The organism is Streptomyces sp. NPDC093071, from assembly GCF_044754545.1.
Classification (GTDB): Bacteria; Actinomycetota; Actinomycetes; order Streptomycetales; family Streptomycetaceae; genus Streptomyces.
The window spans coordinates 757449-783061 of sequence record NZ_JBIVPH010000004.1; the positions used below are offsets into that span (position 1 = coordinate 757449).

Consider the following 25613-nt stretch of genomic DNA (forward strand, 5'->3'; position numbering starts at 1 on the left):
TCCCCCGCGCGGAAGAATGGGGTCATGAGCCAGCAGCCCGCCGAGGTCCCGGTCCAGCCCTCCGCGCCCTCCGCATCCTCCGCCCCCCTCGGTTCCATAGCCGCGCACCGTCCGCAGACGGCCACCGACCTCGACTCCGGCCTGGACACCGATCCCGACACGTACGAGAGCGACGGCGCGCTCGGCGCCGAACTGCCCCAGGGACGGTTCCTGGACCGGGAGCGCAGCTGGCTCGCGTTCAACGAGCGCGTGCTCGAACTCGCCGAGGACCCCACGACCCCCCTCCTCGAACGGGCGAACTTCCTCGCGATCTTCGCCTCGAACCTGGACGAGTTCTTCATGGTCCGGGTCGCCGGCCTCAAGCGCCGCATCGCCACCGGCGTCGCCACCCGCTCCGCCTCCGGCCTCCAGCCCCGCGAGGTCCTCGACCTGATCTGGACCCGCTCGCGCGAGCTCATGGCCCGGCACGCCGCCTGCTACCAGCAGGACGTGGCCCCGGCCCTGGCCGACGAGGGCATCCACCTGATCCGCTGGCCCGAGCTCACGGAGAAGGAGCAGGCGCGGCTCTTCACCCTCTTCCGCCAGCAGATCTTCCCCGTCCTCACCCCGCTGGCCGTCGACCCGGCCCACCCCTTCCCGTACATCTCGGGGCTCTCGCTCAACCTCGCCGTGGTCGTACGCAATCCGGTCAGCGGCCACCGCCACTTCGCGCGCGTGAAGGTGCCCCCGCTGCTCTCCCGCTTCCTGGAGGCCTCCCCGCAGCGGTACGTCCCCCTGGAGGACGTCATCGCCGCGCACCTGGAGGAGCTGTTCCCCGGCATGGAGGTGCTCGCGCACCACATGTTCCGGGTGACCAGGAACGAGGACCTGGAGGTCGAGGAGGACGACGCCGAGAACCTGCTCCAGGCCCTGGAGAAGGAGCTCATGCGGCGCCGCTTCGGCCCGCCGGTCCGCCTGGAGGTCGAGGAGTCCATCGACCCGTACGTCCTCGACCTGCTCGTGCGCGAGCTGAAGGTCTCCGACGCCGAGGTCTACCCGCTGCCCGGCCCGCTCGACCTCACCGGCCTCTTCGGGATCGCCGGGCAGGACCGGCCCGAGCTGAAGTACCCGACGTTCGTCGCCGGCACCCACCGGGACCTCGCCGAGGTCGAGTCCGCGTCCGCGCCGGACGTCTTCGCCGCGCTGCGCGAGCGGGACGTGCTCCTGCACCACCCGTACGACTCGTTCTCCACCTCCGTCCAGGCCTTCCTGGAGCAGGCGGCGGCCGACCCGGACGTCCTGGCGATCAAGCAGACGCTGTACCGGACCTCCGGCGACTCCCCGATAGTGGACGCCCTCATCGACGCCGCCGAGTCCGGCAAGCAGGTCCTCGTCCTGGTCGAGATCAAGGCCCGCTTCGACGAGCAGGCCAACATCAAGTGGGCGCGCAAGCTGGAGGAGGCCGGCTGCCACGTCGTCTACGGCCTCGTCGGCCTCAAGACCCACTGCAAGCTGTCGCTCGTCGTGCGGCAGGAGGGCGAGCTGCTCCGCCGGTACTCGCACGTCGGCACCGGCAACTACCACCCCAAGACCGCCCGGCTCTACGAGGACCTCGGCCTGCTCACCGCCGACCCGCAGGTCGGCGCGGACCTCTCCGACCTGTTCAACCGGCTCTCCGGCTACTCCCGCCGCGAGACCTACCGGCGCCTGCTCACCGCCCCGAAGTCGCTGCGGGACGGCCTGGTCTCCCGGATCACCAAGGAGATCGCCCACCACCGCGCCGGCCGGCCCGCGTACGTGCGGATCAAGGTCAACTCGATGGTCGACGAGGCCGTCATCGACGCCTGCTACCAGGCCTCGCGGGCCGGCGTCCCCGTCGACATCTGGGTCCGCGGCATCTGCGCCGTACGGCCCGGGGTCGCCGGGCTCTCCGAGAACATCCGGGTCCGCTCGATCCTCGGCCGCTTCCTGGAGCACTCCCGGATCTTCGCCTTCTGCAACGGCGGCGAGCCCGAGGTGTGGTTCGGCAGCGCCGACATGATGCACCGCAACCTGGACCGCCGGATCGAGGCCCTCGTACGGGTCTCCGACCCGGGGCACCGGGCGGCCCTCACCCGGCTCCTGGAGACCGGGATGTCCGACACCACCTCCTCCTGGCACCTCGGCCCGGACGGGAACTGGACGCGGCACGCGACCGACCCCGAGGGACGGCCCCTGCGGCACGTCCAGGAGATGCTCATCGACGCGCGGAGGCGCAGGCGTGCACAATCCTGACCAGTCGCAGGACGTCACGGCGGGCGAGGTCCTGGCCCCCTACCTCCATGCCCGGGCCGCGGACTTCCTCCGCGGCCTGCGCCTGCACGGCGAGAGCGGCTCCGACACCGCCGGGGCGGAGGAGGCGGCCCGCACGCTGCGGGCCGCCGCCCGGCGGATCGGCGCCACCCTCCACACCTTCCGGCCGCTGCTCGACGCCGCCTGGGCCGACGAGCTGCGCACCGAGCTGGCCTGGCTCTCGGGCACCCTGGCCGTGGAGCAGGCCTGCACCTCGCGCCTGGTCCGCCTGGTGGACGCGCTGTCCCGCCTGTCGAGCGGCGGCGGGCCCGTCCCCGCCGCCCGGGGCAGCGAGCCCGCCGGACTCTCGGTCGGCGCGGCCCGGGCCGGCGCCCTCCTGGAACGCCAGCTCACCCTGGCCCGTACGCGCGCCCACTCGGCGGCCCTCCAGGCGCTCGGCTCCGCCCGCTTCCACGCGGTCGCGGACGCCGTCGCCCTCCTCGCCTCCGAGGTCCCGCTCGGGCCCGCCTCCGCCGCGCCCGCCGCCGAGGTCATGGACGCCTCCGCCGGGGTGGCCGAAAGACGCCTCCTGGACGCGGTCGCCGCCCTCCCGCTGACCCGGGCGGCCCACCCCTACAACGCCGACGCCCTCGCCCTGGCCGCCGGGGAGACCCAGGACGCGCCCTGGCACCAGACCCGGCTGCTGCTGCGGCTGCACCGGTACGCCACCGAGGCCCTGTACGCCGGGGGCGAGCCGGACCCCGTCCTGTACGAGGCGGCCCGCGCCCTGGACCGGCACCGCGACGCCGCCGAGGCCGCGTCGGCCGCCGCCACCGCCGCCCGCACCCCCCGGATCGCCCCGGCGACGGCCTACGCCCTCGGCGTCCTCCACGCCGACCAGCGCCACGAGGTCGAGGCCGCCCGCTTCGCCTTCCAGCGCGCCTGGCGCAGGACGAAGGCCCCGGTCCCGTGACCGCCTCCCGGGACCCGATCCTGGCGGCGGGCTGCGTCCTGTGGCGCCCGGCGCCCTCGGGGCGGGGGATCGAGGTCGCGCTGGTCTTCCGCCCGAAGTGGTCCGACTGGTCCCACCCGAAGGGCAAGCTGAAACGGGGAGAGGGGGCGCGGGAGGCGGCGATACGAGAGGTCCGGGAGGAGACCGGCATGACGTGCCTCCCGAGCGTCGAACTGCGCAGTGCGCACTACGAGGTGCGGGGCCGCCCCAAGGAGGTCCGCTACTGGGCCGCCGAGGCCACCGGCGGCACGTTCGAGGCGAACAGCGAGGTGACCCGTCTGCTGTGGCTCGCTCCGGACGCGGCACGGGCCCGTCTCACGCAGCCCGGGGACAAGGAGTTGGTCGACATGCTCCTCAGGGAGCTGAGCGCCCGGAGAACGTCTCCCGGCTCCACTCGGGCCTGAGCAGGGACGGATCGAAGGACGCCTTGTCGCTGACCCCGTCCGGAACGGGCAGGACGAGAACCGATGTGAGCACCCTTGCGATCACCTCGCGCTTCTCGCCCACTGTCATGGATTCCCATGCGGCACGGCTCCACCCGCGCAGGAGGTTCTCCCTCTTCCACGCCTCCCTGTGCTCCCGCCGCTCCTCCTCCAGGCTTTCGATGCTCCGCCCGAGCCTCACCAGCAGCTCCCGGACGTCGTCCCACGCCGCCTCCCCCGCGACGACCGACGTCTCGATCCCGTTCCGTGACCTCCGCAGTTCGGCCAGTTTCCCCTCGCCGCGCCAGGCAGCCGGCTCGGGCGCACGGTCCGTGACGTGCGGGTCGAGGCGATCCAGAACGAGCCCTTCCAGGAGCGCGTCCACGGCGACCACCCGCCGCCCGACGCCCCTGCAGTTGGGGTCTCCGCACCGGTAGTAGTCGCCGTACTTCGCGTTCCTCCCGGTCGCCCTGTTCCCGTGGAGCCTGGAGCGGCAGACCTCTCCCAGGTCGTTGAGGCGTCCGCACCGAAGGACGCCGGAGAACAGATACGTCCGGGGAGCCGCAGCGACCGGAGCCGCCTCGCCGCTCCCGCCCAGCCCTCGGCGCGCGCGTCCTGCCCGCACCCCGGCCATGATTCCGTTCCAGGTCCCGTACCCGACCCCGGCCCGGGTCTCGTCGGCGTGCTCCCACCGCCCGATCACCGGTTCACCGGTCGTGGAATCCCTCACCAGGGCACCGTCGAGAATCCGGCCGCCCCACCAGGCGGGATGGGAGACCAGGCCCTTGACTCCCTGCCCGGACCAGCGGCCTCCCCTCGCCGTCCGGATTCCCCGCCGGTTCAGATCGGCGGCGATTCCCCGCCATGACGTTCCCGCCGCACGCGCCTTGATTATGGAAAGCAGGTGGGGCCACTCCTGCTCGTCGCGGTACCGGTTGCCGGTCCTGCGGGGATCCGAGGAAGCCCCCAGCCAGCCGAACCGACGTGGTCCCGCACAGACACGCCCCTCCTCCGCGCGGTCGGCACGGCTCCTCGCCGTACGCTCACGCGTCCTGTCCACTTCGCCCCGATCCGTCGGAGGGGTGTCGTCCTCGGTGAGGGTCAGGACCACATCTCCTTCAACGAAGATCCCGCCATCGGCCAGGGTCAGGGCATCGCGGAACGCGTTGAAGTCACGGGGAAGGCGGTAGACCCTCTCGCGTTCGACGCCGACGCACCCCCGGACGGGGATTCCCGTCTCCCGCTCGTGGCCGTGGACGATGTCCTGGCACATGCGCCGGAACGCAGGACGCGGGACCGTCTCCTTCGCCGCCGTCAGGTTGTTGTCCTCGTAGTGCAGGACCACGGCACACCCCAGAGCCTCCACGCTTCTGGTGTTGTTCCGGTGCTGGCGGGCGACGCCGACGGAATCCCCCTCCCACCTGTCCGCCGAGATCCTGGCGTACGAGATCAAGGGCACGCGTCCGCGCAACCATCCCGCCGCCGTCCCGCCCCCTTCGAGCCATTTCCGGAGATCCGGAGCGATGAAACAGCGGGAGAACGTCTTGGACGGCCTCTCCGGATCGCGTGTGTCGAGCATCTCGTCCCCCTGCACCGCAGTCGGTACGGCAACGAACGGTGGCACCGAAAAGGCACGGCGTCGGCTCTGTCGCCCGCCCGCGCCCCACCCCCGGGCTTCCGGCACGGTTCACTTCCCGTTCACCCTCCCCCGTCGACCGCTTCACCTGTTCTGCCTAATTTCGGCCTTACGAGGTGCTCGGAGCACAGCGAAGCACCCGCCAAACCGACACACGCCGCCGTAGAACGTTCAGGACACTCGGTCCGCGACAAGGCGGCTCCTGGAAGGAACACCCGAAAGTGAAGCTTTCGCGCAAGAACGGGCTTCGCGCCTCCGCGATCGGTGCCCTCGTCGTCTCCGGCGCCCTGGTCCTCTCGGCGTGTGGCTCGGACAACAACACCGCGACCCCGGACAAGAAGGACGGCGGCAGCACCTCGGCCGCCGCCTCGAACATCGCCTGTGAGGGCGCCAAGGGCCAGCTCCTCGCGGCCGGCTCCAGCGCGCAGAAGAACGCGATGGACCTGTGGGTCAAGAACTTCCAGGCCGCCTGCTCCGGCGTCGAGATCAACTACCAGGCCATCGGTTCCGGCGGCGGCATCACCAAGTTCAACCAGGGCCAGGTCGCCTTCGCGGGCTCCGACTCCGCCCTGAAGGAGGAAGAGGTCGCCGAGTCCCAGAAGATCTGCAAGACCGGCAAGGGCGTCAACCTGCCCATGGTCGGCGGCCCCATCGCCATCGGCTACAAGCTGGAGGGCGTGGACAACCTGGTCCTGGACGCCTCCACCATCGCCAAGATCTTCGACAACAAGATCACCAAGTGGAACGACCCGGCGATCGCCAAGCTGAACCCGGGCGCCAAGCTCCCCGACTCCACCATCCAGGCCTTCCACCGCTCCGACGAGTCGGGCACCACCCAGAACCTGGGCAAGTACCTCTCGACCGCCGCCGCGGCCGACTGGAAGCACGACCCGAAGTCGAAGTCGTGGCCCGCCCAGGGCGGCCAGGCCGCCAACGGCTCCTCCGGCGTCGCCACCGCGGTCAAGGACGCCGAGGGCTCCATCGGCTACTTCGAGCTCTCGTACGCCACCGCGAACAAGATCTCCACGGTCAGCATCAACACCGGCGCCGCCGCCCCGGTCGCCGCCACCTCGGAGAACGCCTCCAAGGCCATCGCCGCCGCCAAGGTCAAGGGCACCGGCAGCGACCTGGCCCTCTCCCTCGACTACGCCACCAAGGCCGAGGGCGCCTACCCGATCGTCCTCGTCACGTACGAGATCGCCTGCGACAAGGGCAACAAGGCGGAGACCCTGCCGACCCTGAAGGCCTTCCTCAACTACACCGTGAGCGAGGAGGGCCAGAAGGTCCTCACCGACGCCGGCTACGCCCCGCTCCCGGCCGAGATCGCCGCCAAGGTCCGCACGATCGTCCCCACCCTGTCCTGACCCCCGGCCGGGGGCGGCCCCCCACCTCCCGTGGAGGAGCCGCCCCCGGCATCCGGTGCACCGCCGCCAGGAGCCCGCACACCCCGTACGGGCCCCGCAGACCGGAGAAGCAGATGGCCACCACCACACCAGAGCTCAAGAGGAGCCGGAGCGCCAAGAGCGCCTCCCGCCCCGGGGACCGCGTCTTCAGCGGACTCTCCCGAGGCTCCGGCATCACCCTCCTCGTCATCATGGCCGCGATCGCGGTCTTCCTCAGCTACCGCGCCGTCCTCGCCATCTCGAAGGACAGCGCCAACTTCTTCACCACCTTCGAGTGGAACCCGGCCGGTGACCCGCCGGTCTTCGGCATCGCCGTCCTCGCCTTCGGCACCGTCGTCTCGTCGGTCGTCGCGATGGTCATCGCCGTCCCGGTCGCGATCGGCATCGCGCTCTTCATCTCGCACTACGCCCCGCGCCGGCTCGCCAAGCCCCTCGCGTACGTCGTCGACCTGCTCGCCGCCGTGCCCAGCATCATCTACGGCCTCTGGGGCGCGATCTTCCTCGTCCCGTACCTGGCCGGCCTCAACGAGTGGCTCGACCAGTACCTCGGCTGGACCTACATCTTCGACAAGTCCCAGGACGGCGTCGCCCGCAACCTCTTCACCGTGGGCATCCTCCTGGCGATCATGATCCTCCCGATCATCACCAACGTGACCCGCGAGGTCTTCCTCCAGGTCCCGAAGATGCACGAGGAGGCCGCCCTCGCCCTCGGCGCCACGCGCTGGGAGGTCATCCGCATGTCGGTGCTGCCCTTCGGCCGCTCCGGCATCATCTCCGCCTCCATGCTGGGCCTCGGCCGCGCGCTCGGCGAGACCATGGCCGTCGCCGTGGTCCTCTCCCCCAGCTTCCTCATCTCGGGCCACCTGCTCGACCCAGGCGGCGGCACCTTCGCCCAGAACATCGCCGCCAAGTTCAACGAGGCCAACGAGTTCGGCCGGGACGCCCTCATCGCGTCCGGTCTCGTCCTCTTCGCCATCACCCTGCTCGTCAACGGCGCGGCCCGCTGGATCATCGGCCGCCGCAAGGAGTACTCGGGGGCAGCGGCATGAGCCACGCCATTCAGGACCGTCCGGTCGCGGTGGCCCCGCGCCGCGGGTCCCTCTCCCACGCCCGCCTCCCCCGCTGGACCCCGGCGGCCGTCGCCGTCGGCTCGGTCCTCGCGGGCGTCGGCACCGGCCTCGCCGCCGGCTGGCACAGCAAGGTCCAGTGGGGCCTGATCTCCGCCCTGCTCTTCGTCCTCGTCACATACGTCCTGACCAGCAAGGTCGAGGGCAGCCGCCAGGCCAAGGACCGCGTCGCCACCAGCCTCGTCTGGGTCTGCTTCGTCCTCGCCGTCGTCCCGCTGCTCTCCCTCGCCTGGGTCACGATCAGCAAGGGCATGGCCGTCCTCGACGGCTACTTCCTGACCCACTCGATGAACGGCGTCCTCGACGCCGAGGCCGGCGGCGGCGTCTACCACGCGCTGCTCGGCACCATCGAGCAGGTCGGCATCGCGACCCTGATCGCCGCGCCGATCGGCCTGCTGACCGCGGTCTATCTCGTCGAGTACGGCGGCGGGAAGCTCGCCCAGGCCGTCACCTTCTTCGTCGACGTCATGACGGGCATCCCGTCGATCGTCGCCGGCCTCTTCGTCCTCGCCACCTGGAACCTGATGCTGGGCTTCGGCCCCTCCGGTTTCGCCGGCGCGATGGCCCTCGCCATCCTGATGATGCCGGTCGTGGTCCGCTCCACCGAGGAGATGCTCAAGCTCGTCCCGAACGAGCTCCGCGAGGCCTCCCTCGCCCTCGGCATCCCCAAGTGGCGCACCATCCTGAAGGTGGTCCTGCCCACCGCGATCGGCGGCATCACCACGGGCGTCATGCTCGCGGTCGCCCGCATCACCGGCGAGACGGCCCCCGTCCTGCTCCTCGTGTTCGGTACGAAGCTCATCAACCCGAACCCCTTCGAAGGCGCCCAGTCCTCCCTGCCGCTCTACGTGTACGAGCAGTACGCGGTCGGCACCGACGCCGCCGTGGCCCGCGCCTGGGCCGCCGCGCTCGTCCTGATCGCCTTCGTCATGATCCTCAACCTGGTGGCCCGCGGCATCGCCCGCTGGAAGGCCCCGAAGACCGGCCGCTGACGCGGTCATCCTGGAAGTGAACTGATATGGCCAAGCGAATCGACGTCAGCGGCCTCTCCGCCTACTACGGCGCCCACAAGGCGATCGACGACATCTCGATGACCGTCGAGCCCCGCTCCGTGACGGCCTTCATCGGCCCCTCCGGCTGCGGCAAGTCCACCTTCCTGCGCACCCTGAACCGGATGCACGAGGTCACCCCCGGCGGCCGCGTCGAGGGCAAGGTGATGCTGGACGACGAGAACCTGTACGGGACGAACGTCGACCCGGTCGCCGTGCGCCGCACGGTCGGCATGGTCTTCCAGCGGCCGAACCCCTTCCCCACCATGTCGATCTTCGACAACGTGGCGGCGGGCCTGCGGCTCAACGGCAAGTACAAGAAGTCCCAGCTCAACGACATCGTCGAGAAGTCCCTCAAGGGCGCGAACCTCTGGAACGAGGTCAAGGACCGCCTCAACAAGCCGGGCTCCGGCCTCTCCGGCGGCCAGCAGCAGCGCCTGTGCATCGCCCGCGCCATCGCGGTCGAGCCCGACGTCCTGCTGATGGACGAGCCCTGCTCGGCCCTCGACCCGATCTCCACCCTCGCCATCGAGGACCTGATCGGCGAGCTGAAGGAGCGCTTCACGATCGTCATCGTGACGCACAACATGCAGCAGGCCGCCCGCGTCTCCGACCGCACCGCCTTCTTCAACCTGGCGGCCGTCGGCCAGCCCGGCAAGCTGATCGAGCTGGACGACACGGAGCGCATCTTCTCCAACCCGAGCGTCCAGGCGACCGAGGACTACATCTCCGGCCGCTTCGGATAGCCCCCTCAGTTCCATGCGGCTCCGCCGCGTGGCGTCTTGCGGTGCTGCATGGCGGTGCCACCGCACGACGAAGGGCCCGGCTCCCCCACAAGGGGAACCGGGCCCGTTTCCATACGGGAAACCCTTAGCCGAAGCAGAGCCTCACGACATAGAAGCTCAGCGCGGCGACCAACGCAGCGGCCGGCATCGTGATGAACCAGCCCAGGATGATGTTCTTGGCGACGCCCCAGCGGACCGCGTTGACCCGCTTCGTCGCGCCCACGCCCATGATCGCGGAGGTGATGACGTGCGTGGTCGAGATCGGCGCGTGGAACAGGAACGCCGAGCCGAACATGATCGACGCGCCCGTGGTCTCCGCCGCGAAGCCCTGCGGCGGGTCCAGCTCGATGATCTTCCGGCCGAGCGTCCGCATGATCCGCCAGCCGCCCGCGTACGTACCGAGCGACAGCATCACCGCACAGGCGATCTTCACCCACACCGGGATGTCGTCGCCCGCCTCCTGCACGTCCGCGATGACCAGGGCCATCACCACGATGCCCATCGTCTTCTGCGCGTCCTGGAGGCCGTGACCGAGCGCCATGCCCGCCGCCGATACCGTCTGCGCGATGCGGAAGCCCCGCTTCGCCTTGTGCGGGTTGGCCTTGCGGAAGATCCACATGATCGCGCACATCACCAGGTAACCGGCCACGAGGCCGACCACCGGCGAGACGAACATCGGGATGACGATCTTGTCGAGCACCCCGCCCCAGATCACCTCGGTGCCGCCGGCCAGCGCCGCGCCCACCATGCCGCCGAACAGGGCGTGCGAGGAGGAGGACGGCAGGCCGAAGTACCAGGTGACCAGGTTCCAGATGATCGCGCCCACGAGCGCAGCGAAGAGGATGCCCATCCCCTTGTCGCCGGTGGGGGTCTCGATGAGCCCCTCACTGACGGTCTTGGCGACCCCCTGGCCCATGAAGGCGCCCGCGAGGTTCATCACCGCCGCCATCGCCAGGGCCGCCCGGGGCGTCAGGGCCCGGGTCGACACCGAGGTGGCGATGGCGTTGGCGGAGTCGTGGAATCCGTTCGTATACGTGAAGCCGAGCGCGACACCGATGGTCACGATCAGGGCGAAGGTGTCCACGAAGCCTCAGGACTCCTTGACCGCGATGGTCTCCACCGTGTTGGCCACGTGCTCGAACGCGTCCGCCGCCTCTTCGAGGACGTCCACGACCTGCTTGAGCTTCAGCACCTCGATGGCGTCGTACTTGCCGTTGAAGAGCTGGGCGAGCAGCTTGCGGTGGATCTGGTCGGCCTGGTTCTCCAGACGGTTGACCTCGATCCAGTACTCGGTGAGGTGGGACATCGTCCGCAGGTTCGGCATGGCCTCGGCGGTCAGCTCCGCCGCCCGCGCCAGGACCTCGATCTGCTGCTCGACGCCCTTGGGCAGCTCCTCGATGTTGTAGAGGACGACCAGGTCGACGGCCTCCTCCATGAAGTCCATGATGTCGTCGAGGGACGAGGCGAGGGAGTAGATGTCCTCGCGGTCGAACGGCGTGATGAAGGAGGAGTTCAGCTGGTGGAAGATCGCGTGGGTGGCGTCGTCACCGGCGTGTTCCGCTGCCCGCATCCGCTCCGCGATCTCGGCCCGGGCGGAAGGCTCCGCTCCGAGCAGTTCCATCAGGAGCTTCGAGCCCGTGACGATGTTGTCCGCGGACGCGGCGAACATGTCGTAGAAGCTCGTCTCCCTGGGGGTCAGACGAAATCGCACGTGAGGTCCTCGGGGTGCTGGGTTGGGTCAGGCTGATGCTAGGCGCATCATCCGGCCACGGCTAACCGGCGTCCTCTCAGTGTCGCCCATCAGGCACAGTGATCTGCACGGGCCCCCGCCCGGTTCGGCGGGGATCGGTACCATATACCCACGAGGGGTATACACCCCCTTTCTGGACAACGGGAGGACGCGATGACGACCACCGAGACGGACCAGGTCACCCCCGAGCCCGTCGAGGCCGTCGGGCCCGTCGAGACCGCCGCGGAGGCCGGCCACGAGCACGGCGTGCACGGCTACCACAAGCAGAAGGACGAGCACCTCAAGCGCCTCCGCAGGATCGAGGGCCAGATCAGGGGCCTCCAGCGGATGGTCGACGAGGACGTCTACTGCATCGACATACTCACCCAGGTCTCCGCCTCCACGAAGGCGCTCCAGTCCTTCGCCCTCCAGCTCCTGGAGGAGCACCTGCGGCACTGCGTCGCGGACGCGGCGGCCAAGGGCGGCGACGGCATCGACGCCAAGGTCGAGGAGGCCACGAAGGCCATCGCCCGCATGATGCGCACCTGATCGCGCGCGTCCCCCGGACCCCCCGGGCCCCCGTACGCTCAGCGGCCGCGTACGGCCCGCTCCGCCGCCACCCTCAGCACCTCGTCTATCCGGTCGGCGCTGAGCCGCTCCCCGTCGGCGGCGGAGGCGGCGATGATGAGCTCGCCGCACAGCTCTATCTCGGCGAGGGCGACGCGCTCCTGCTCTGCGGGCACGGTCGCGGTACCGGGCGGGGCCACGCGCATCCACCTCTTCCTGCCGGCGTCGGTCTCCCAGCGGTCTCCCAGCGTAGGGACGGAGCCGTGCACCGCGCATGACACGTCTGGACCATTTGCCGATGGCCCGCGCCACCGTCGTCCGAGGTGGGGGATACCGGGGCGGGGAAGATCGGGGCGGGGCGCGGGCGGGTCAGGTCGCGACCTTCCCGTCGTAGAGGTCCCGGCGGTCCGGCAGCACGACCCGGACGGGGACCCCGAAGCCGTAGAGCAGCGTGGTCGACGCGACGGCGACCGTGCGGCCCTGGTTGCTGAAGCTGAACCGGTGGCGGACCTTCCGCAGCCGCCCCTCCCCGTCCAGGTACGCGTCGAACGGCACCGCGTCGTCGGAGAACCCTTTCGCCGCCGCGGCGAGCGGCCCGCGCAGCTGCGGCGACGCGGCCCGGGCCGCGTGCGCGATGTCGGCGACCCCCCGGTAGTGCCCGACCCGCACCCCCGCGAGGTCGATCTCGCCGAGGTACGCGACCTCCCGGACGCCCCGCAGCAGTTCGGCCGCGGCCGCCGGGTCGGTGGCGCCGCCCGTGACGAGGTTCCCGTCGTCGAGGGCGGTGGTGTCGACCCGGACCCACTTGTCGGCGGGCACCCCGGCGCCCCGGTTCTTCATGTAGAGGGCGCCGGGGGTGAGGAGTTCGGTGATCGGCCGGTGGCCGTCGGCCCCGGCCGGGTCCTTGGGCAGCACCACCTGGAGGTGCCCGGTCCGGCGCCGGAAGTCGTAGCCGCCCTCGCCCCGGATGGTGACCCGGGTCCCGCCCGAGGCCATCTCCATGGCGGTGCTGGCCTTGGCGGTGCCGGCCCGCGTCAGCGCGTCGGCGGCGCCCCGCACGGCGAGCGCGGGATCGGCCGCGGGCTTCGGGTCCGGGGGCGCGGCGCACCCGGAGACGGCGGCGGACCCGACGAGGGAGCCGACCAGGACGGCGGTGACGGCGAACGTCCCGCTCCCGCGGCCCTGCGGACGCCCGTACTCCTGCACCGTCATCGCCTGCCAACCCCCCCACGCCTCGCCGCTGTCCGCCCGGGACCGCCTCGTCCCCGGCCCGGGGACGTCCGTTCCGCATAACGACGGCCCGGGCGAGCCGTCACGCGCAGTACGGTGGACGCGTGCACGCGCAGGCTTCCTCCCACACGACCACCACGACGGAGCGCGGCTCGTTCGCGCTGGCACGCTGCAGCTGCGGCTGGTCGGGACCGGCCCGCAGATCGAGGGACCGGGCGCGTACGGACGCGGCGGACCACGCCCGTACGGCGACGGACCCGGAAACCCCCTAGGGCCCCTAAGGGGCCTCCTCACCCGCCGTCAGGCGGCCAGGTCCTTGCGGTCCTTGCGGCCGGTCCCGGCGGACGGTCCGCCGACGCGGGACTCGGGGATCTCGACCGTCTCCGGGTGCCGCGTCCCCCCGGTCCGCCGGGAGCGGACGAGGCGGGCGCCGCGGCCCGAGCGGGCGACGGCGGAGACGACCGGGGTCAGCAGGGCGAGCGCGAGCGGGGCGAGGAGCAGCGCCACCGCCGTGCCGAGGGCGAGTCCGCCGATGACGTCGGTCGGGTAGTGGACGCCCATGTAGACCCGCGCGAAGCCCTCGGCGAGGGCGAGGCCGATCGCGGCGAGCCCGAAGCCCCGGTGGGCGACGAAGAGACCGACGCCGAGGGCCATCGCCAGGGTGGCGTGGTCGCTGACGAAGGAGAAGTCGGTCTTCCCGCCGACGAGGACCTCCAGGCCCTCGTGGTCCACGAAGGGGCGGGGGCGCTCGACGAAGCCCCGGATGGGGATGTTCACCAGGAGGGCGGCCCCGGCGGCCAGCGGGGCCCAGACGAGACCGGCGACGGCCGAGACGGAGTCGGCGAGGGTGCCGCGGCGGCGGACGCTCCACCAGCACCAGAGCACGGTGAGGACGATCGCGAGGAGGATCCCGTACTCGCCGACGTACGCCATGACGCGGTCGAACCACGGAGGGGCGGACCTGGCGAGCCCGTTGATGTCGTAGAGCAGGCTGACATCGGGGTTCGAACCGTCCGATGCGAGTACAGCCATCTGCTGCGGCCCCTTGCTCTCGTGTCTGTGGTTTCCAACCCCCGTGGTCAGAGCGGTCGGATCAGGGAACGAACCGCCTGAGGCGTACGTTCCGCTCTCTCCGGTGGATCATGCCGACGTTATCGAAGAGTGACGGCTCCCCGCAGCTCAGGGCCTGTGCATGACGGAGAGTTCCGGCCATGTCCCGTACGCCCCGAACGGCTCCCTAGGTCTGCGGCGGGTGGGTGGGCAGGGCGGCGGCGCCCTCCGGGGTGACCCGGGTGGCGCCGAAGTAGTCCGGGGTGTCGATCCGGTCGAAGCGGATCACCGCCCCGGTCCGCGGCGCGTTGATCATGTAGCCGCCGCCGACGTAGACGCCGACGTGCCGGATGGCCCGCGAGTTGGTCAGGTCGTCCGAGAAGAAGACCAGGTCCCCGGGGAGCAGCTCCTCGCGCGAGGGGTGCGGCCCGGCGTTGTACTGGTCGTTGGCGACGCGCGGCAGCTGGATGCCGACGCTGTCGTACGCGGCCTGGGTGAGCCCGGAGCAGTCGAACCGGCCGTTCTGCGCGGCCGTGCCCGTACCGCCCCAGAGGTAGGGCGTGCCGAGCTTCTGCTGCGCGTAGTGGATCGCGCCCGCGGCCTGCCGGGACGGGTCGACGCGGCCGAGGGGCCGGGCGAAGCTCTTCTCCAGGGACTTGATGATGCGGACGTAGTTCTGGGTCTCGCTGATGGGCGGCACCCCGCCGTGCCGGATCACCCGGTACGCGCCCGCGTTGTACGCGGCCAGCATGTTGCTCGCCGGGTCCCCCGGCACGTTCCGGACGTACTTGGCGAGCTCGCAGTCGTACGAGGCGGCCGACGGGATCGCGTCCTTCGGGTCCCAGATGTCCCGGTCCCCGTCCCCGTCCCCGTCGATGCCGTGACTGGCCCAGGTACCGGGGATGAACTGGGCGATGCCCCGGGCGTCGGCCGGGGAGACGGCCCGCGGGTTCCAGCCGCTCTCCTGGTAGAGCTGCGCGGCGAGCAGGGCCGGGTTGATGGCGGGGCAGAGGTTCCCCCACCGCTGCACGAGCCCCTGGTAGAGGGCCGGGACGGCGCCCTTGGCAAGCGCCACGGTGCCGTTCTTGCCGCTGCCCGCGCCGGCGGCGAGACCCGAGGCGGCGGAGTACGTGCCGACGACGAGCATGGCCACGAAGGCGAGACAGACCCCGAAGGCCCCGCCGGCCACCAGCCACGCCCTGCCCGCCCTGCGGACCGCCCTACGCACCGTCAACCACCCCTCGGCCCATGGCAGTACGTCCGGGAAGCCAGTCTAGGCGGCGGAGCCCGCCTTGGGGACGGCACGCGACGACCTCGTCACACGTGCCGTCCGTGCGCCGCCCCAAGAGTGGAACAACGACGATCATTGCCCGGAGTCACCCTCCGTGATACACAGAGTGACCATACGCTTCTTCACGCGGAAACCGGCCACACCACCGCAGGTCAAGACGGTCAGACCGGTCAAGTGTGCGGGGATCGGGTAAAGAGAGCCGCCAAGCAGTCACACGCAAGCGGTTTCATCAGCGAAGATAGGGCGATGACCCGTGCCGTCCGGGAGGGGCGGCCAACAACCCATACAGGGGCGGTGAGTTACATGTACCTGGCGGCCGAAAAAGGCGACATCACCACCATTATCGGTGGAATCGCCCCGAACTGGGGACCCTTCGGGAGCCTGGGCAACGAGGCCAAGGTGATGATCGAGGTCGTGATGGCCGTGGCCATCCTGCTCTGCCTGGGCATCGCCATCTGGGGCGCGGCCAAGCAGCGCATCGGCGCGACCGCCCTCCGCGACACGTTCAGCGCGGAACAGGGCAAGGGGCTGATCGTGGCCGGCCTGACCGGCGTCTTCATCATCGGCTCGCTGGGGACGCTCTTCACCATCGTCTACGGAATGGCGGTCTGACGCCCCGTCGGACCCGACCACTCCGAGACGGCCCACCCGAACCCGATGCCCAGTCCTGTTGAACCCGTTGAAGCACGGCCGTACCCGCGAACGAGTGAGGGGGCGTACCCGGCATGAGTCCCGGCGACGAGCACGACAGCTTCGGCGGCGTGGGCGGCTCGGGCCAGACCCGGACCCGCCTGCCCGAGGGCAACAGCGGCGACGTGTACGGCGCCGGCCGCCGCCCCGTCCGCGGCTCCCGCTCCCTCGTCACGGTCGTCGGCGTGGTGGTCCTCCTCATCGGCGCCATCGCCCTCGCCAACCGCGGCGGCGGCGACCCGGCGGACCCCTCCGCCCCCCGCGCCGGCACCCCGGGCAAAACGGCCCCCACCACGGCCACGGGCGTCCCCCCGGTCACGACCAGGAACGGCCCGATCCCGACGGGGTACGCGCACGACGAGCAGGGGGCGCAGAGTGCGGCGACGAATTACGCGGTGGCGCTGGGGTCGGCGGCGATGTTCACCACCGCCGGACGCGACGAGATCGTCACCACGGTCTACACCCCCGACGCCGCGGCCGCCCGCAGGGCCGACCTCGACAAGGCCTACGGCTCCAAGGACCTCCTGACCCGCATCGGCCTGCGGGAGGACGGCACGGCCCCGCAGGGCATGACGTTCATCTCCCGGGTCATCCCCGTGGGCTCCAAGGTGGAGAGCTACGGCACCGACCGGGCGACGGTCTCGGTCTGGTACTCGACCCTGTTCGGCCTCGCGGGCGAGGCCTCCGAGAACCCCGTCTCCGAGGCCTGGTACACCGACACGTTCGAACTGCGGTGGGCCGACGGCGACTGGAAGGTCGTCAAGACCACCCAGAAGGACGGACCCGTGCCCGTCGCCCGCGACCAGCGGGCCTCCGGCGCCCAGGACATGGCGGACGCCGTCGGTCAGTTCGGAGGCTTCACTTATGCCCGGTAAGCCGCTCGCCCGCAGCGCCGGAATCACCGCCGCGTTCGGCGCGGTCCAGACGGCCGCCGTCCTGTTCGCGGGCCGGGCCTTCGCGGACCCCACACCGCCGTCCACCCCCACGGCCACGCCCTCTCCGAGCGCGAGCCCGAGCAGCAGGGGCTGCGAACTCCTCACGGGACAGGCCAGGGAGCACTGCGAGAGGGGCCAGACCGGTGGCGGCGGCGGTCAGGACCCGCTCACCGACCCCACCACGGCCCTGGACCCCCTGTCCTCCCTCTCCCGCGGCTTCGCCGACGCCGCCGTAGCCACCATCGACTACCTCTCCAAGGCCGTCAAAGAGACCGCCGACGTGGACTTCACCAACATGGAGTTCCTCGGCCGCTACGCCGTCGTCTTCGCCGCCTCCACCGTCCTCACCCTCCTCCTCTGGCTCCTCGCCGTCGCCAAGCGCGCCATCCGCGGCGTCCCCCTCACCACCGCCCTCTCCGAAGCCATCGGCTTCCTCTGGCTGACGGTCCTCGCCTCCGCCTTCACCCCCCTGATCCTCTACACCGTCGTCAACGCCACCGACGCCGTCACCGAGGTCATCGCCTCCGGCACCGGACAGCAGACCGACGTCTTCTTCGGCAGCTTCAAGGAGGCCCTCCAGAAGGGCGACAGCATCGGCGGCGGACCCATCATGCTGATCATCGTGTCCCTGGTGACCGTGATCGCCGCCGGCGTCCTCTACCTGGAGCTCTTCCTCCGCGCCGTCATGCTGTACGTCGGCGCCCTCCTCGGCGTCGTCGTCTACTCCGGCCTCGTCGACAAGAACATGTGGGGCCACGTCCGCCGCTGGGCCGGCATCATGATCGCGATCATCATGGTCAAGCCGGTCATCGTCATCGTCCTCGGCCTCGCCGGCGCCCTCTCCTCCGGCACCGGCCCGGACTCCTTCTCCGCCGTCGTCTCCGGCCTCGCGATCATCCTGCTCGCCATCTTCGCCTCCGCGATGATCTACCGCTTCGTCCCCGGCTTCGGCGACGAGATCGCCGCCTCCCGCAACAACCGCCTCCACCGCGCCGGCGAGAACGCGGCCGCCGCCGTCATCTCCTCCCCCGCCTCCCTCGTCTCCCAGGGCATCAAGACCCACAGCTCCCGCGGCGACGGCGGCGGCGCTCAGGCCTCCGCGGCCCCCCGCCCCGCCAACCAGCTCTCCGGCGGCATGGCCGCCCACAGCGGCCGCGGCGGAAGCGGCGGCGGCGCGACTCCCCCGCCCGCCCCCCGCAGCAGCAGTCCCACCGCGGGAACCCCGCACAGCAACCGCAAGAACTCTGGAGGTGCAGGGCGTTGACGACCCAGTCCCAGCCGGTCGCGCCCCGCCGCACGTATCTCGTCGGCCGCGCCCGGCCCAACGCGATCGTCGGCAAGAACCGCGAGACCGGCGAGATCGCCCTGATCATCGTCGGCGCCTTCCTCGGCATGATGAGCGGACTCCTCGTCCCCCTCCTCCCCCTGCGGATCGCCCTCCTCGCGGGCCTGCCCATGCTCGCCATCGCCGCCGTGTACCTCCCGTACAAGGGCCGCACGTTCTACAAGTGGTTCGAGATCAACCGCAGCTACAAGCGGATGCTCAAGCGCGGCACCGCCTACCGCTCCGCCGTCGTCGAGGCCGGCACCCGCCTCGACGGCCGCGAGGTCGAGGTCGGCCCGCCCCCCGGCATCGGCCGCGTCGGCTGGCTCGCCGCCCCCTTCGGCCCCGACGAGATCGCCGTCCTCCTCCACGCCGACCGCCGCACCGTCACCGCCGCCATCGAGATCGAGGGCCCCGGCGTCGGCCTGCGCGACAGCGAGGACCAGGAGGCCCTCGTCGACCGCTTCGGCACCCTCCTCAAGCACGTCGCCAACGGCGACGGCTTCGTCACCCGCCTCCAGATGCTGGCCCGCACCCTCCCCGCCGACCCCGACGCCCACGCCAAGGACGTCGGCCAGCGCGGCGACCCGCACGCGCCCGCGTGGCTCATGGAGTCCTACGACCAGCTCCAGTCCATGGTCTCCACCTCCAGCGAGCAGCACCGCGCCTACCTCGTCGCCTGTATGCACTACACCCGCGAACTCGCCGCCGAGGCCAACGCCATGGCCCGCGCCGCCAAGCACGCCTCCGGCGCCCGCCGCCTCGACCGCGACGCCGGCCTCGCCGTCGTCATGGCCCGCGAGCTCACCGACATCTGCGCCCGCCTCGCCGAGGCCGACATCCGCGTCCGCCAGCCCCTCGGCCAGTCCCGGCTCGCCTCCCTCGTCCACTCCATGTACGACCCGGACCACCCCATCGACCACATCCAGGCCATGACCAAGCGCAACGCCTGGCCCGCCGAACTCGACGCGATGGAACCGACGTACCTCCAGGCCAAGACCCGCGAGTCCTCCACCCGCGCCCCCTGGTGCCACGCCACCGCCTGGGTCAAGGAGTGGCCGATGACCCCCGTCGGCGTCAACTTCCTCGCCCCCCTCCTCGTCCACACCCCCGACGTCATCCGCACGGTCGCCGTCACCATGGACCTGGAGCCCACCGAGGTCGCCATCGAGCGGATGCTCACCGAGAAGACCAACGACGAGGCCGACGCCAGCCGCGCCGCCAAGATGAACCGCACGGTCGACCCGCGCGACATCGCCGCCCACGGCCGGCTCGACCAGCGGGGTGAAGATCTCGCCAGCGGCGCTGCCGGAGTGAACCTCGTCGGGTACATCACGGTGTCGTCGCGTTCCCCCGAGGCCCTCGCCCGGGACAAGCGCACGATCAGGGCCTCGGCCGGCAAGTCGTACCTGAAGCTGGAGTGGTGCGACCGCGAGCACCACCGGGCCTTTGTGAACACCTTGCCGTTCGCGACCGGCATCCGCCGCTAGGGCCGAAGGGGCACAGACCCATGCGAGATCCGCTGTCCGTCCTCACCGAGGCCTTCACCTCCTTCCTCTTCGGGAAGGTGGAGACGACCCGGCTGCCCGTCCGCACCTCCACCGGACAGGCCCAGGCCGTCTACCTGCCGACCGCCGCCCCCGGCCTCGGCGACTCCGGCGTCATCATCGGCCGCGAGGTCTACAGCGGCAAGGGCTACATCTACGACCCCTTCCAGCTGTACGGGCAGCAGCTCCCCGCCCCCCACTGGCTGGTCCTCGGCGAGTCCGGCAACGGCAAGTCGGCCCTGGAGAAGACGTACGTGCTCCGCCAGCTCCGCTTCCGCGACCGGCAGGTCGTCGTCCTCGACGCCCAGGGCGAGGACGGCGTCGGCGAGTGGAACCTCATCGCCCAGGAGCTGGGGATAACCCCCATCCGCCTGGACCCCATGGTCGCCAACGACGCCGGGATCCGCCTCAACCCGCTCGACCCGTCGATCACCACCACGGGCCAGCTCGCGCTGCTCCGCACCATCATCGAGGTGGCGATGGGCCACGGCCTCGACGAGCGCTCCGGCTTCGCGCTCAAGGTCGCCCACGCGTACGTGAACAACCACGTCACCGAACGCCAGCCGATCCTCACCGACATCGTCGAGCAGCTGCGCCACCCCAAGGCCGAGTCCGCCGAGGCGATGAACGTCGCCATAGAGGACGTACGGGCCTGGGGCCTGGACGTCGCCCTCGTCCTGGACCGCCTGGTCGACGGCGACCTGCGCGGCATGTTCGACGGCCCGACGACCGTCGGCATCGACCTCGACGCGCCCCTGATCGTCTTCGACCTCTCCCACATCGACCGCAACTCCATCGCCATGCCGATCCTCATGGCCATCGTCGGCGTCTGGCTGGAGCACACCTGGATCCGCCCCGACCGGAAGAAGCGCATCTTCCTGGTCGAGGAGGCCTGGCACATCATCAACAGCCCGTTCGTGGCCCAGCTCTTCCAGCGCCTGCTGAAGTTCGGCCGCCGCCTCGGCCTGTCCTTCGTCGCCGTCGTCCACCACCTCTCCGACGTCGTCGACGGAGCGGCGGCCAAGGAGGCGGCGGCGATCCTCAAGATGGCCTCCACCCGGACCATCTACGCCCAGAAGGCCGACGAGGCCCGCAACACGGGCCGGGTCCTCGGCCTGCCCCGCTGGGCGGTCGAGATCATCCCGACCCTCACCCCCGGCATCGCGGTCTGGGACGTCAACGGCAACGTGCAGGTGGTCAAACACCTCATCACCGAGAAGGAACGCCCGCTCGTCTACACCGACCGCGCCATGACCGAGGCCTCGGTCACGGACCCGGAGCTGGAGTGGGAGACGGAACAGCGGGCGATCCTCGTCGAGCAGCAGCTGAACGGCTCCTCGCAGTCGACGGTGGCCTAGGCGAGGGCAGGACGGGCGAACGGGTGGGACGGGTGGGACGGATGGACGACACGGCACGGAAGGGAGGGGGAGGCGTCTCGGACGGGCTGCTGCTCGGCCTGTTCGCCCTCCTCCTCTGTCTCACGGTCCTGGTGTGGACGGCGACCGGCCTGGCGGGCCTGTTCGCCCGTGGCGCCTGGCCGGACGGCGTCGCCTTCACGGGTACGCCGTCGGCCCTGCGCTCCCTGGCGACGGCCCCGACGGACCTCCCGGCCGCCTGGCCGGCCACCCCGCCGGACCAGCTCTCGGGGTACGGCCTCTTCTGGGGCCTCCTGATCGGCGAGGCGATGGTCCTCGCGGTCCTCGCCGTCTTCGTCCTGGGCACGGTGGTCCGCTGGCGCGCGGTCCGCGCCCACCGGAAGACGGGCGCGTACGGGAATCCCGTACGGGATGTCCCGGCGGCCGTACGGGACGAAGAGCCGCACCCGGTACGGGACGGGGCGCCACGCCCCCCGGTACGGGACCACGCGGCCCCGCACCCGGCAGCCGCTCCACCGGCCCCGGCGTTCACCGAACCCCCCGAGCACACCCGGGAACCCGCCCCCACCCCCCTGGCCCCCGTACGGGAGACCCCGAGGCCGCCCCTCGCTCCGGCCGAGCCGCAGATCCCCCCGCAGCCCCGCCCCGCGCCCGACCACGCGGCCCCCGCAGGGCCCGGCACCCTCTTCGGCCCGCCCGAAATCCGCCGCCCCGCCGCCGTCCAGGCCGTACGGGACGCCGAGGGCCCGGTGCTCGTCGTCACCTCCGACCCCACCGTCTGGTCGGACACCAAGGACGCCCGCGGCAAGCTCGGCCCGGTCCTCGTCTACGACCCCGGCCACCTCTGCGACACCCCGGCCCGGCTCCACTGGTCGCCCGCCGAGGGCTGCGAGGACCCGGAGACCGCCCAGGCCAGGGCCGCCGCCCTGCTCGCCCCGGTCCGCCCGCACTCCCGGCTCGACGCGGCGACCGCCGACACCGCGGAAACGCTCCTGCGCTGCTGGCTGCACGCGGCGGCCGTCGACGGCCGCCCCTTCCGGCAGGTGCACCGCTGGGCCCAGGGCTCCGACGCCACCGAACCCGTACGGATCCTCCGCAGCCACCCCAAGGCCGTGTCCGGCCTGGCGGGCGTGCTCGAATCCGCCCTGACCGCACACCCCGAAAGCCGCCGCCTGGCACAGGAACTGACGGCCCGTGCGTTCTCCGCGTTCTCCACGGTCCACATCCGGGAGGCGTGCACCCCGAATCGAACGGATTCGCTGGCGCTGGCATCTTTCGTCCCCGAAGGGGGCACCCTCTACGTGGTGGGTGAATCGATCGAGGACCCCCGCACCCACCCCGGCGCGATGCCGCTCCTGACGGCGCTCGCCGCAAGCGTGGTCGAGCGCGGCCGCCGCATGGCCGTACGGTCATCCGACGGTCGGCTCGACCCACCACTCACCCTGGTGCTCGACGACGTCGCCGCCGTCGCCCCGCTCCCCGCGCTCCCGTCCCTCCTGGCCGAAGGCCCGCTCCGGGGCCTGCCCACCCTGGCCCTGATGCGCTCCCGCGAACAGGCCAGAACCCGCTGGCCGAACGACACCCTGGTCCCCCGGGCCTAGGGGGGCACCTCGCCGCACCCCGGGGGAGGCGGCTCGCCTCACCGCGCGCCGGGTCCTCCCCCCGTACCCACGGAAGCCGGCCGCCGCAGCTCGTGCTCCACCTCCTCCGCCGACCCGTCCCCCGGCACCGCCACCCGCTCGCCCGTCGCCGTGAACCCGAACCGCCGGTAGAAGGCCGCCGCCCGCGCGTTCTCCTCGTGCACGTACAGCCGCACCCGCTCGACCACCGGCTCCGCCAGCGACCAGGACCACTCCACGCCCGCCCGGAACAGCGCGTCGATCACGCCCGTCCCGCGCGCCCGGGGACGCACGTACACCCCCACGACGTGCGTCTGGTCCGCCTTCACCGGCCCCCCGAACCGCACCCCGTCCGAGGGCCGCTCCACGCGCACCGTGATCGTGCCCGCCCAGGAGCCGTCCGGCTCCTCGGCCACGAACTGCCGCACCTTCCCCTCGCCGCTCTCGGACGACGCCTCCGTCCACTCCCGCCAGAAGGAGTCGGGCCGCTCGACGGCCGCCCCGTACGTGTCGAGGAAGGCGAGGTGCGCGACCGGATCCCGGAGGGCGGCGAGACGGATCTCGCGGGCCTTCTCCCACTCGTCGCCGCGGACGGCACGTACCAGATAGTCCATGGGGCCGATCCTGACGACGAACGCACGCCCCTGACAAGGCATTTCCCGGGCCCGCCCCGCCGTCGTACCCCGGTACTACACCTCCGTCCCCGCACACCACCCCGGTCCGACGCCCGGCCCCCGCCCGCCGCCTAGCGTCGAAAACATGATCCGAGCGGAGAACCTCACCAAGCGGTCCGGGGACAGGACTGCCGTCCCCGCCCTCTTGCCCAAGCGCCGGGACGTATGAGGAGGATGACGACGTGACGACGGAGACGGAAGACCACCCGGGCGGGAACGCGGACACCGGCCTCAGCCGCCACGTCCACCGTCTCCTCGCGCGCGTACGGGCCTTCGACGCCCGTCACCCCTGGCCGTGGGACACGGCGGTGACCTCCTGCTGGGTGGTGGCGGCGCTCGTGGACGCGGCGGGCGGCTGGCGGACCACCGCCCCGGACCCGACCCTGCCGGTCCCGCTCGTGACCGTCCTCAGCCTGGCCCTGAGCGTGCCGCTGTACTGGCGCCGCCAGCACCCCACGACCGTCCTGGCCGTGATGGCGGGCGCGGCGCTCGTCAGCGACGCCTCGGGACCGGCCTCGCGGACGGCGGACGGTACGCGGCGGCCAAGAACCCCGAGCGCGCCGCCCAGGCCCTCGACGCCATCGGCACGACGAGCCGCGAGGCCCTCGCCGACCTCCGCCGCCTCCTGGGCGTCCTGCGCGACGACGAGGAGGCCGTACGGGACCCCCAGCCGACCCTGGCGGACCTGGACGCCCTGCTCACCGGCGTGCGCGAGGCGGGCCTGCCGGTACGCCTCGCCGCCGGCGACGACCCGCCCGCCCCGCCCCTCTCCCCCGGCGCCCAGCTGACGGTCTACCGGGTGGTGCAGGAGGCCCTGACGAACACCCTCAAGCACGCGGGCCCCGACGCGAAGGCGACCGTGCTCCTCACGTACACCCCCCGGGAGGTACGGGCGGAGATCACCGACACGGGAACGGGCACCGCCCGCGGCCCTCGGGGGCAGGGCCAGGGGCTCACCGGAATGCGCGAGCGCGCGGCCCTCTACGACGGCACACTCGACTGCGGCCCGCTGCCGGCCGGCGGCTGGTCCGTCCGGCTCCGCATCCCCCTCCGAACCTCCCGGGAGGTCTCCCCCTCGTGACGACCGTTCTCATCGCGGACGACCAGCCGATGCAGCGCTTCGGCTTCCGCATCCTGCTGGAGAGCCAGGACGACATGACCGTCGTCGGCGAGGCGTCGAACGGCGCCGAGGCGATCCGCCTGGTCGACGGCCTCCGCCCCGACGTCGTCCTGATGGACATCCGGATGCCGGGCCTGGACGGCATCGAGGCGACCCGCCGCATCATCGCCACGGGCGCCCGCTCCCGCGTCCTGATCGTCACCACCTTCGACCTGGACGCGTACGCGTACGACGGCCTGCGCGCAGGCGCCAGCGGCTTCCTGGTGAAGGACGCCCAGCCGGAGGAGCTCCTCGCGGGCATCCGCGCGGTGGCCGCGGGCGACGCGGTCGTGGCCCCGAGCCTCACCCGCCGCCTCCTGGACGCCTACATCCACCACCTCCCGCAGGCCGCCCCTGCGGACGAACCCCGCCCGGAAGACCCGCGCCTCGCCGCCCTGACGGACCGGGAACGCGAGATCCTCACGGTCGTCGGCCAGGGCTGGACGAACACCGAGATCGCCACCCGCCTCCACCTCGCGGAATCCACGGTGAAGACCCACGTGAGTCGCATCCTCGCGAAAACGGGCGCCCGCGACCGCGTCCAGGCGGTCATCCTGGCGTACGACACCCAACTCGTCGCGCCGGCCTGAGAAAAGGCGGCGGGGAAAAAGCCCGTAAACGCAGAAAAGCCCCGCACCACAAGGGTGCGGGGCTTTCCCACAATGATTGTTCGGCGGTGTCCTACTCTCCCACAGGGTCCCCCCTGCAGTACCATCGGCGCTGAAAGGCTTAGCTTCC

General features: G+C 71.6%; 24 protein-coding genes and 1 pseudogene. 17 read left to right on the top strand and 8 right to left on the bottom strand.

What is annotated here, in order from left to right; genetic code table 11:
- Positions 1-24 precede the first annotated feature (24 nt).
- From ACIQD7_RS20640 to ACIQD7_RS20650, 3 genes are read left to right on the top strand one after another with little or no spacing between them, the layout of a single operon-like run.
- Entirely contained in the window at positions 25-2253 is a 2229-nt protein-coding gene (locus tag ACIQD7_RS20640) for an RNA degradosome polyphosphate kinase (protein ID WP_402443244.1), read from the top strand.
- Entirely contained in the window at positions 2240-3223 is a 984-nt protein-coding gene (locus ACIQD7_RS20645; protein ID WP_402443246.1) for a CHAD domain-containing protein, read from the top strand. Before ACIQD7_RS20640 ends, ACIQD7_RS20645 begins: the two co-directional genes overlap by 14 nt.
- Positions 3220-3666 (top strand): NUDIX hydrolase, encoded by a 447-nt coding sequence (locus ACIQD7_RS20650; protein WP_121830840.1) that lies wholly within the window; start codon positions 3220-3222, stop codon positions 3664-3666. Before ACIQD7_RS20645 ends, ACIQD7_RS20650 begins: the two co-directional genes overlap by 4 nt.
- Here ACIQD7_RS20650 and ACIQD7_RS20655 read toward each other — a convergent pair.
- Positions 3617-5263, bottom strand: coding sequence for a recombinase family protein (locus tag ACIQD7_RS20655; RefSeq protein WP_402443248.1), 1647 nt, complete (start codon positions 5261-5263; stop codon positions 3617-3619). The two genes, ACIQD7_RS20650 and ACIQD7_RS20655, sit on opposite strands and share 50 nt — an antisense overlap.
- Positions 5264-5541: 278 nt before the next feature.
- Here ACIQD7_RS20655 and pstS point away from each other — a divergent pair, with 278 nt between their 5' ends.
- The 4 genes from pstS to pstB all read left to right on the top strand — a co-directional run bounded on the left by pstS (position 5542) and on the right by pstB (position 9645).
- The gene (gene pstS / locus ACIQD7_RS20660) at positions 5542-6684 is read left to right on the top strand and encodes a phosphate ABC transporter substrate-binding protein PstS (protein WP_402443250.1); all 1143 of its coding nucleotides are present in this window, start codon (positions 5542-5544) and stop codon (positions 6682-6684) included.
- Between the two features lie 113 nt (positions 6685-6797).
- Entirely contained in the window at positions 6798-7772 is a 975-nt protein-coding gene (gene pstC / locus ACIQD7_RS20665; RefSeq protein WP_402443251.1) for a phosphate ABC transporter permease subunit PstC, read from the top strand.
- Positions 7769-8842 (top strand): phosphate ABC transporter permease PstA, encoded by a 1074-nt coding sequence (gene pstA, locus ACIQD7_RS20670; protein WP_121830845.1) that lies wholly within the window; start codon positions 7769-7771, stop codon positions 8840-8842. The genes pstC and pstA overlap by 4 nt, the downstream gene beginning before the upstream one ends.
- 26 nt (positions 8843-8868) lie before the next feature.
- Positions 8869-9645: a phosphate ABC transporter ATP-binding protein PstB gene (gene pstB / locus ACIQD7_RS20675; protein WP_121830846.1), complete on the top strand. Its 777-nt coding sequence runs from the start codon at positions 8869-8871 to the stop codon at positions 9643-9645.
- 124 nt (positions 9646-9769) lie between these two features.
- On the opposite strand, the gene ACIQD7_RS20680 is transcribed toward pstB, so the two are convergent.
- Entirely contained in the window at positions 9770-10768 is a 999-nt protein-coding gene (locus tag ACIQD7_RS20680; protein ID WP_402443253.1) for an anion permease, read from the bottom strand.
- Between the two features lie 6 nt (positions 10769-10774).
- The gene (locus ACIQD7_RS20685; RefSeq protein WP_121830848.1) at positions 10775-11395 is read right to left on the bottom strand and encodes a DUF47 domain-containing protein; all 621 of its coding nucleotides are present in this window, start codon (positions 11393-11395) and stop codon (positions 10775-10777) included.
- Positions 11396-11587: 192 nt separating this feature from the next.
- Here ACIQD7_RS20685 and ACIQD7_RS20690 point away from each other — a divergent pair, with 192 nt between their 5' ends.
- Positions 11588-11962 carry a metal-sensitive transcriptional regulator gene (locus tag ACIQD7_RS20690; protein WP_402443255.1) on the top strand — a complete coding sequence of 125 codons (375 nt, stop codon included), beginning with the start codon at positions 11588-11590 and terminating at the stop codon, positions 11960-11962.
- 38 nt (positions 11963-12000) lie between these two features.
- Here the strand turns inward: ACIQD7_RS20690 and ACIQD7_RS20695 are convergent, their stop codons facing one another.
- Together ACIQD7_RS20695 and ACIQD7_RS20700 are read right to left on the bottom strand one after the other, a co-directional pair.
- Complete coding sequence (locus ACIQD7_RS20695) at positions 12001-12186, bottom strand: hypothetical protein (protein ID WP_030221031.1); 186 nt, start codon at positions 12184-12186, stop codon at positions 12001-12003.
- Between the two features lie 163 nt (positions 12187-12349).
- Complete coding sequence (locus tag ACIQD7_RS20700) at positions 12350-13192, bottom strand: hypothetical protein (RefSeq protein WP_402443257.1); 843 nt, start codon at positions 13190-13192, stop codon at positions 12350-12352.
- A gap of 122 nt (positions 13193-13314) precedes the next feature.
- Between ACIQD7_RS20700 and ACIQD7_RS20705 the strand changes: the two genes are divergently transcribed.
- A complete protein-coding gene (locus tag ACIQD7_RS20705; RefSeq protein ID WP_183953211.1) occupies positions 13315-13482 on the top strand; it encodes a hypothetical protein in 168 nt (55 codons plus the stop codon).
- Between the two features lie 28 nt (positions 13483-13510).
- Here the strand turns inward: ACIQD7_RS20705 and ACIQD7_RS20710 are convergent, their stop codons facing one another.
- Both ACIQD7_RS20710 and ACIQD7_RS20715 read right to left on the bottom strand, forming a co-directional pair.
- Positions 13511-14242, bottom strand: a complete 732-nt coding sequence (locus ACIQD7_RS20710; RefSeq protein ID WP_402443259.1) for a phosphatase PAP2 family protein — start codon at positions 14240-14242, stop codon at positions 13511-13513.
- Positions 14243-14447: 205 nt separating this feature from the next.
- Positions 14448-15407: a bifunctional lytic transglycosylase/C40 family peptidase gene (locus ACIQD7_RS20715; RefSeq protein ID WP_237529068.1), complete on the bottom strand. Its 960-nt coding sequence runs from the start codon at positions 15405-15407 to the stop codon at positions 14448-14450.
- Positions 15408-15854: 447 nt separating this feature from the next.
- On the opposite strand from ACIQD7_RS20715, the gene ACIQD7_RS20720 reads away from it, so the two are divergent.
- From ACIQD7_RS20720 to ACIQD7_RS20745, 6 genes are all read left to right on the top strand, one after another.
- On the top strand, positions 15855-16163 hold the full coding sequence (locus tag ACIQD7_RS20720) for a hypothetical protein (protein WP_024757447.1): 309 nt from the start codon (positions 15855-15857) through the stop codon (positions 16161-16163).
- A 113-nt stretch (positions 16164-16276) separates the two neighbouring features.
- Complete coding sequence (locus ACIQD7_RS20725; RefSeq protein ID WP_121830852.1) at positions 16277-17116, top strand: hypothetical protein; 840 nt, start codon at positions 16277-16279, stop codon at positions 17114-17116.
- Entirely contained in the window at positions 17106-18440 is a 1335-nt protein-coding gene (locus tag ACIQD7_RS20730) for a hypothetical protein (protein ID WP_402443260.1), read from the top strand. The genes ACIQD7_RS20725 and ACIQD7_RS20730 overlap by 11 nt, the downstream gene beginning before the upstream one ends.
- Positions 18437-19990, top strand: coding sequence for an SCO6880 family protein (locus ACIQD7_RS20735; RefSeq protein WP_121830854.1), 1554 nt, complete (start codon positions 18437-18439; stop codon positions 19988-19990). The genes ACIQD7_RS20730 and ACIQD7_RS20735 overlap by 4 nt, the downstream gene beginning before the upstream one ends.
- 20 nt (positions 19991-20010) lie before the next feature.
- Positions 20011-21405, top strand: a complete 1395-nt coding sequence (locus ACIQD7_RS20740; protein ID WP_121830855.1) for an ATP-binding protein — start codon at positions 20011-20013, stop codon at positions 21403-21405.
- A gap of 41 nt (positions 21406-21446) precedes the next feature.
- Positions 21447-23024 carry a type VI secretion protein gene (locus ACIQD7_RS20745; protein WP_402443263.1) on the top strand — a complete coding sequence of 526 codons (1578 nt, stop codon included), beginning with the start codon at positions 21447-21449 and terminating at the stop codon, positions 23022-23024.
- Positions 23025-23062: 38 nt separating this feature from the next.
- On the opposite strand, the gene ACIQD7_RS20750 is transcribed toward ACIQD7_RS20745, so the two are convergent.
- Entirely contained in the window at positions 23063-23656 is a 594-nt protein-coding gene (locus ACIQD7_RS20750; protein ID WP_402443265.1) for a GNAT family N-acetyltransferase, read from the bottom strand.
- A 242-nt stretch (positions 23657-23898) separates the two neighbouring features.
- Between ACIQD7_RS20750 and ACIQD7_RS20755 the strand changes: the two are divergent.
- Positions 23899-24797, top strand: a pseudogene (locus ACIQD7_RS20755) (sensor histidine kinase).
- Positions 24794-25465, top strand: coding sequence for a response regulator transcription factor (locus tag ACIQD7_RS20760; RefSeq protein ID WP_351972631.1), 672 nt, complete (start codon positions 24794-24796; stop codon positions 25463-25465). Before ACIQD7_RS20755 ends, ACIQD7_RS20760 begins: the two are co-directional and overlap by 4 nt.
- The last annotated feature ends 148 nt before the right edge of the window (positions 25466-25613 follow it).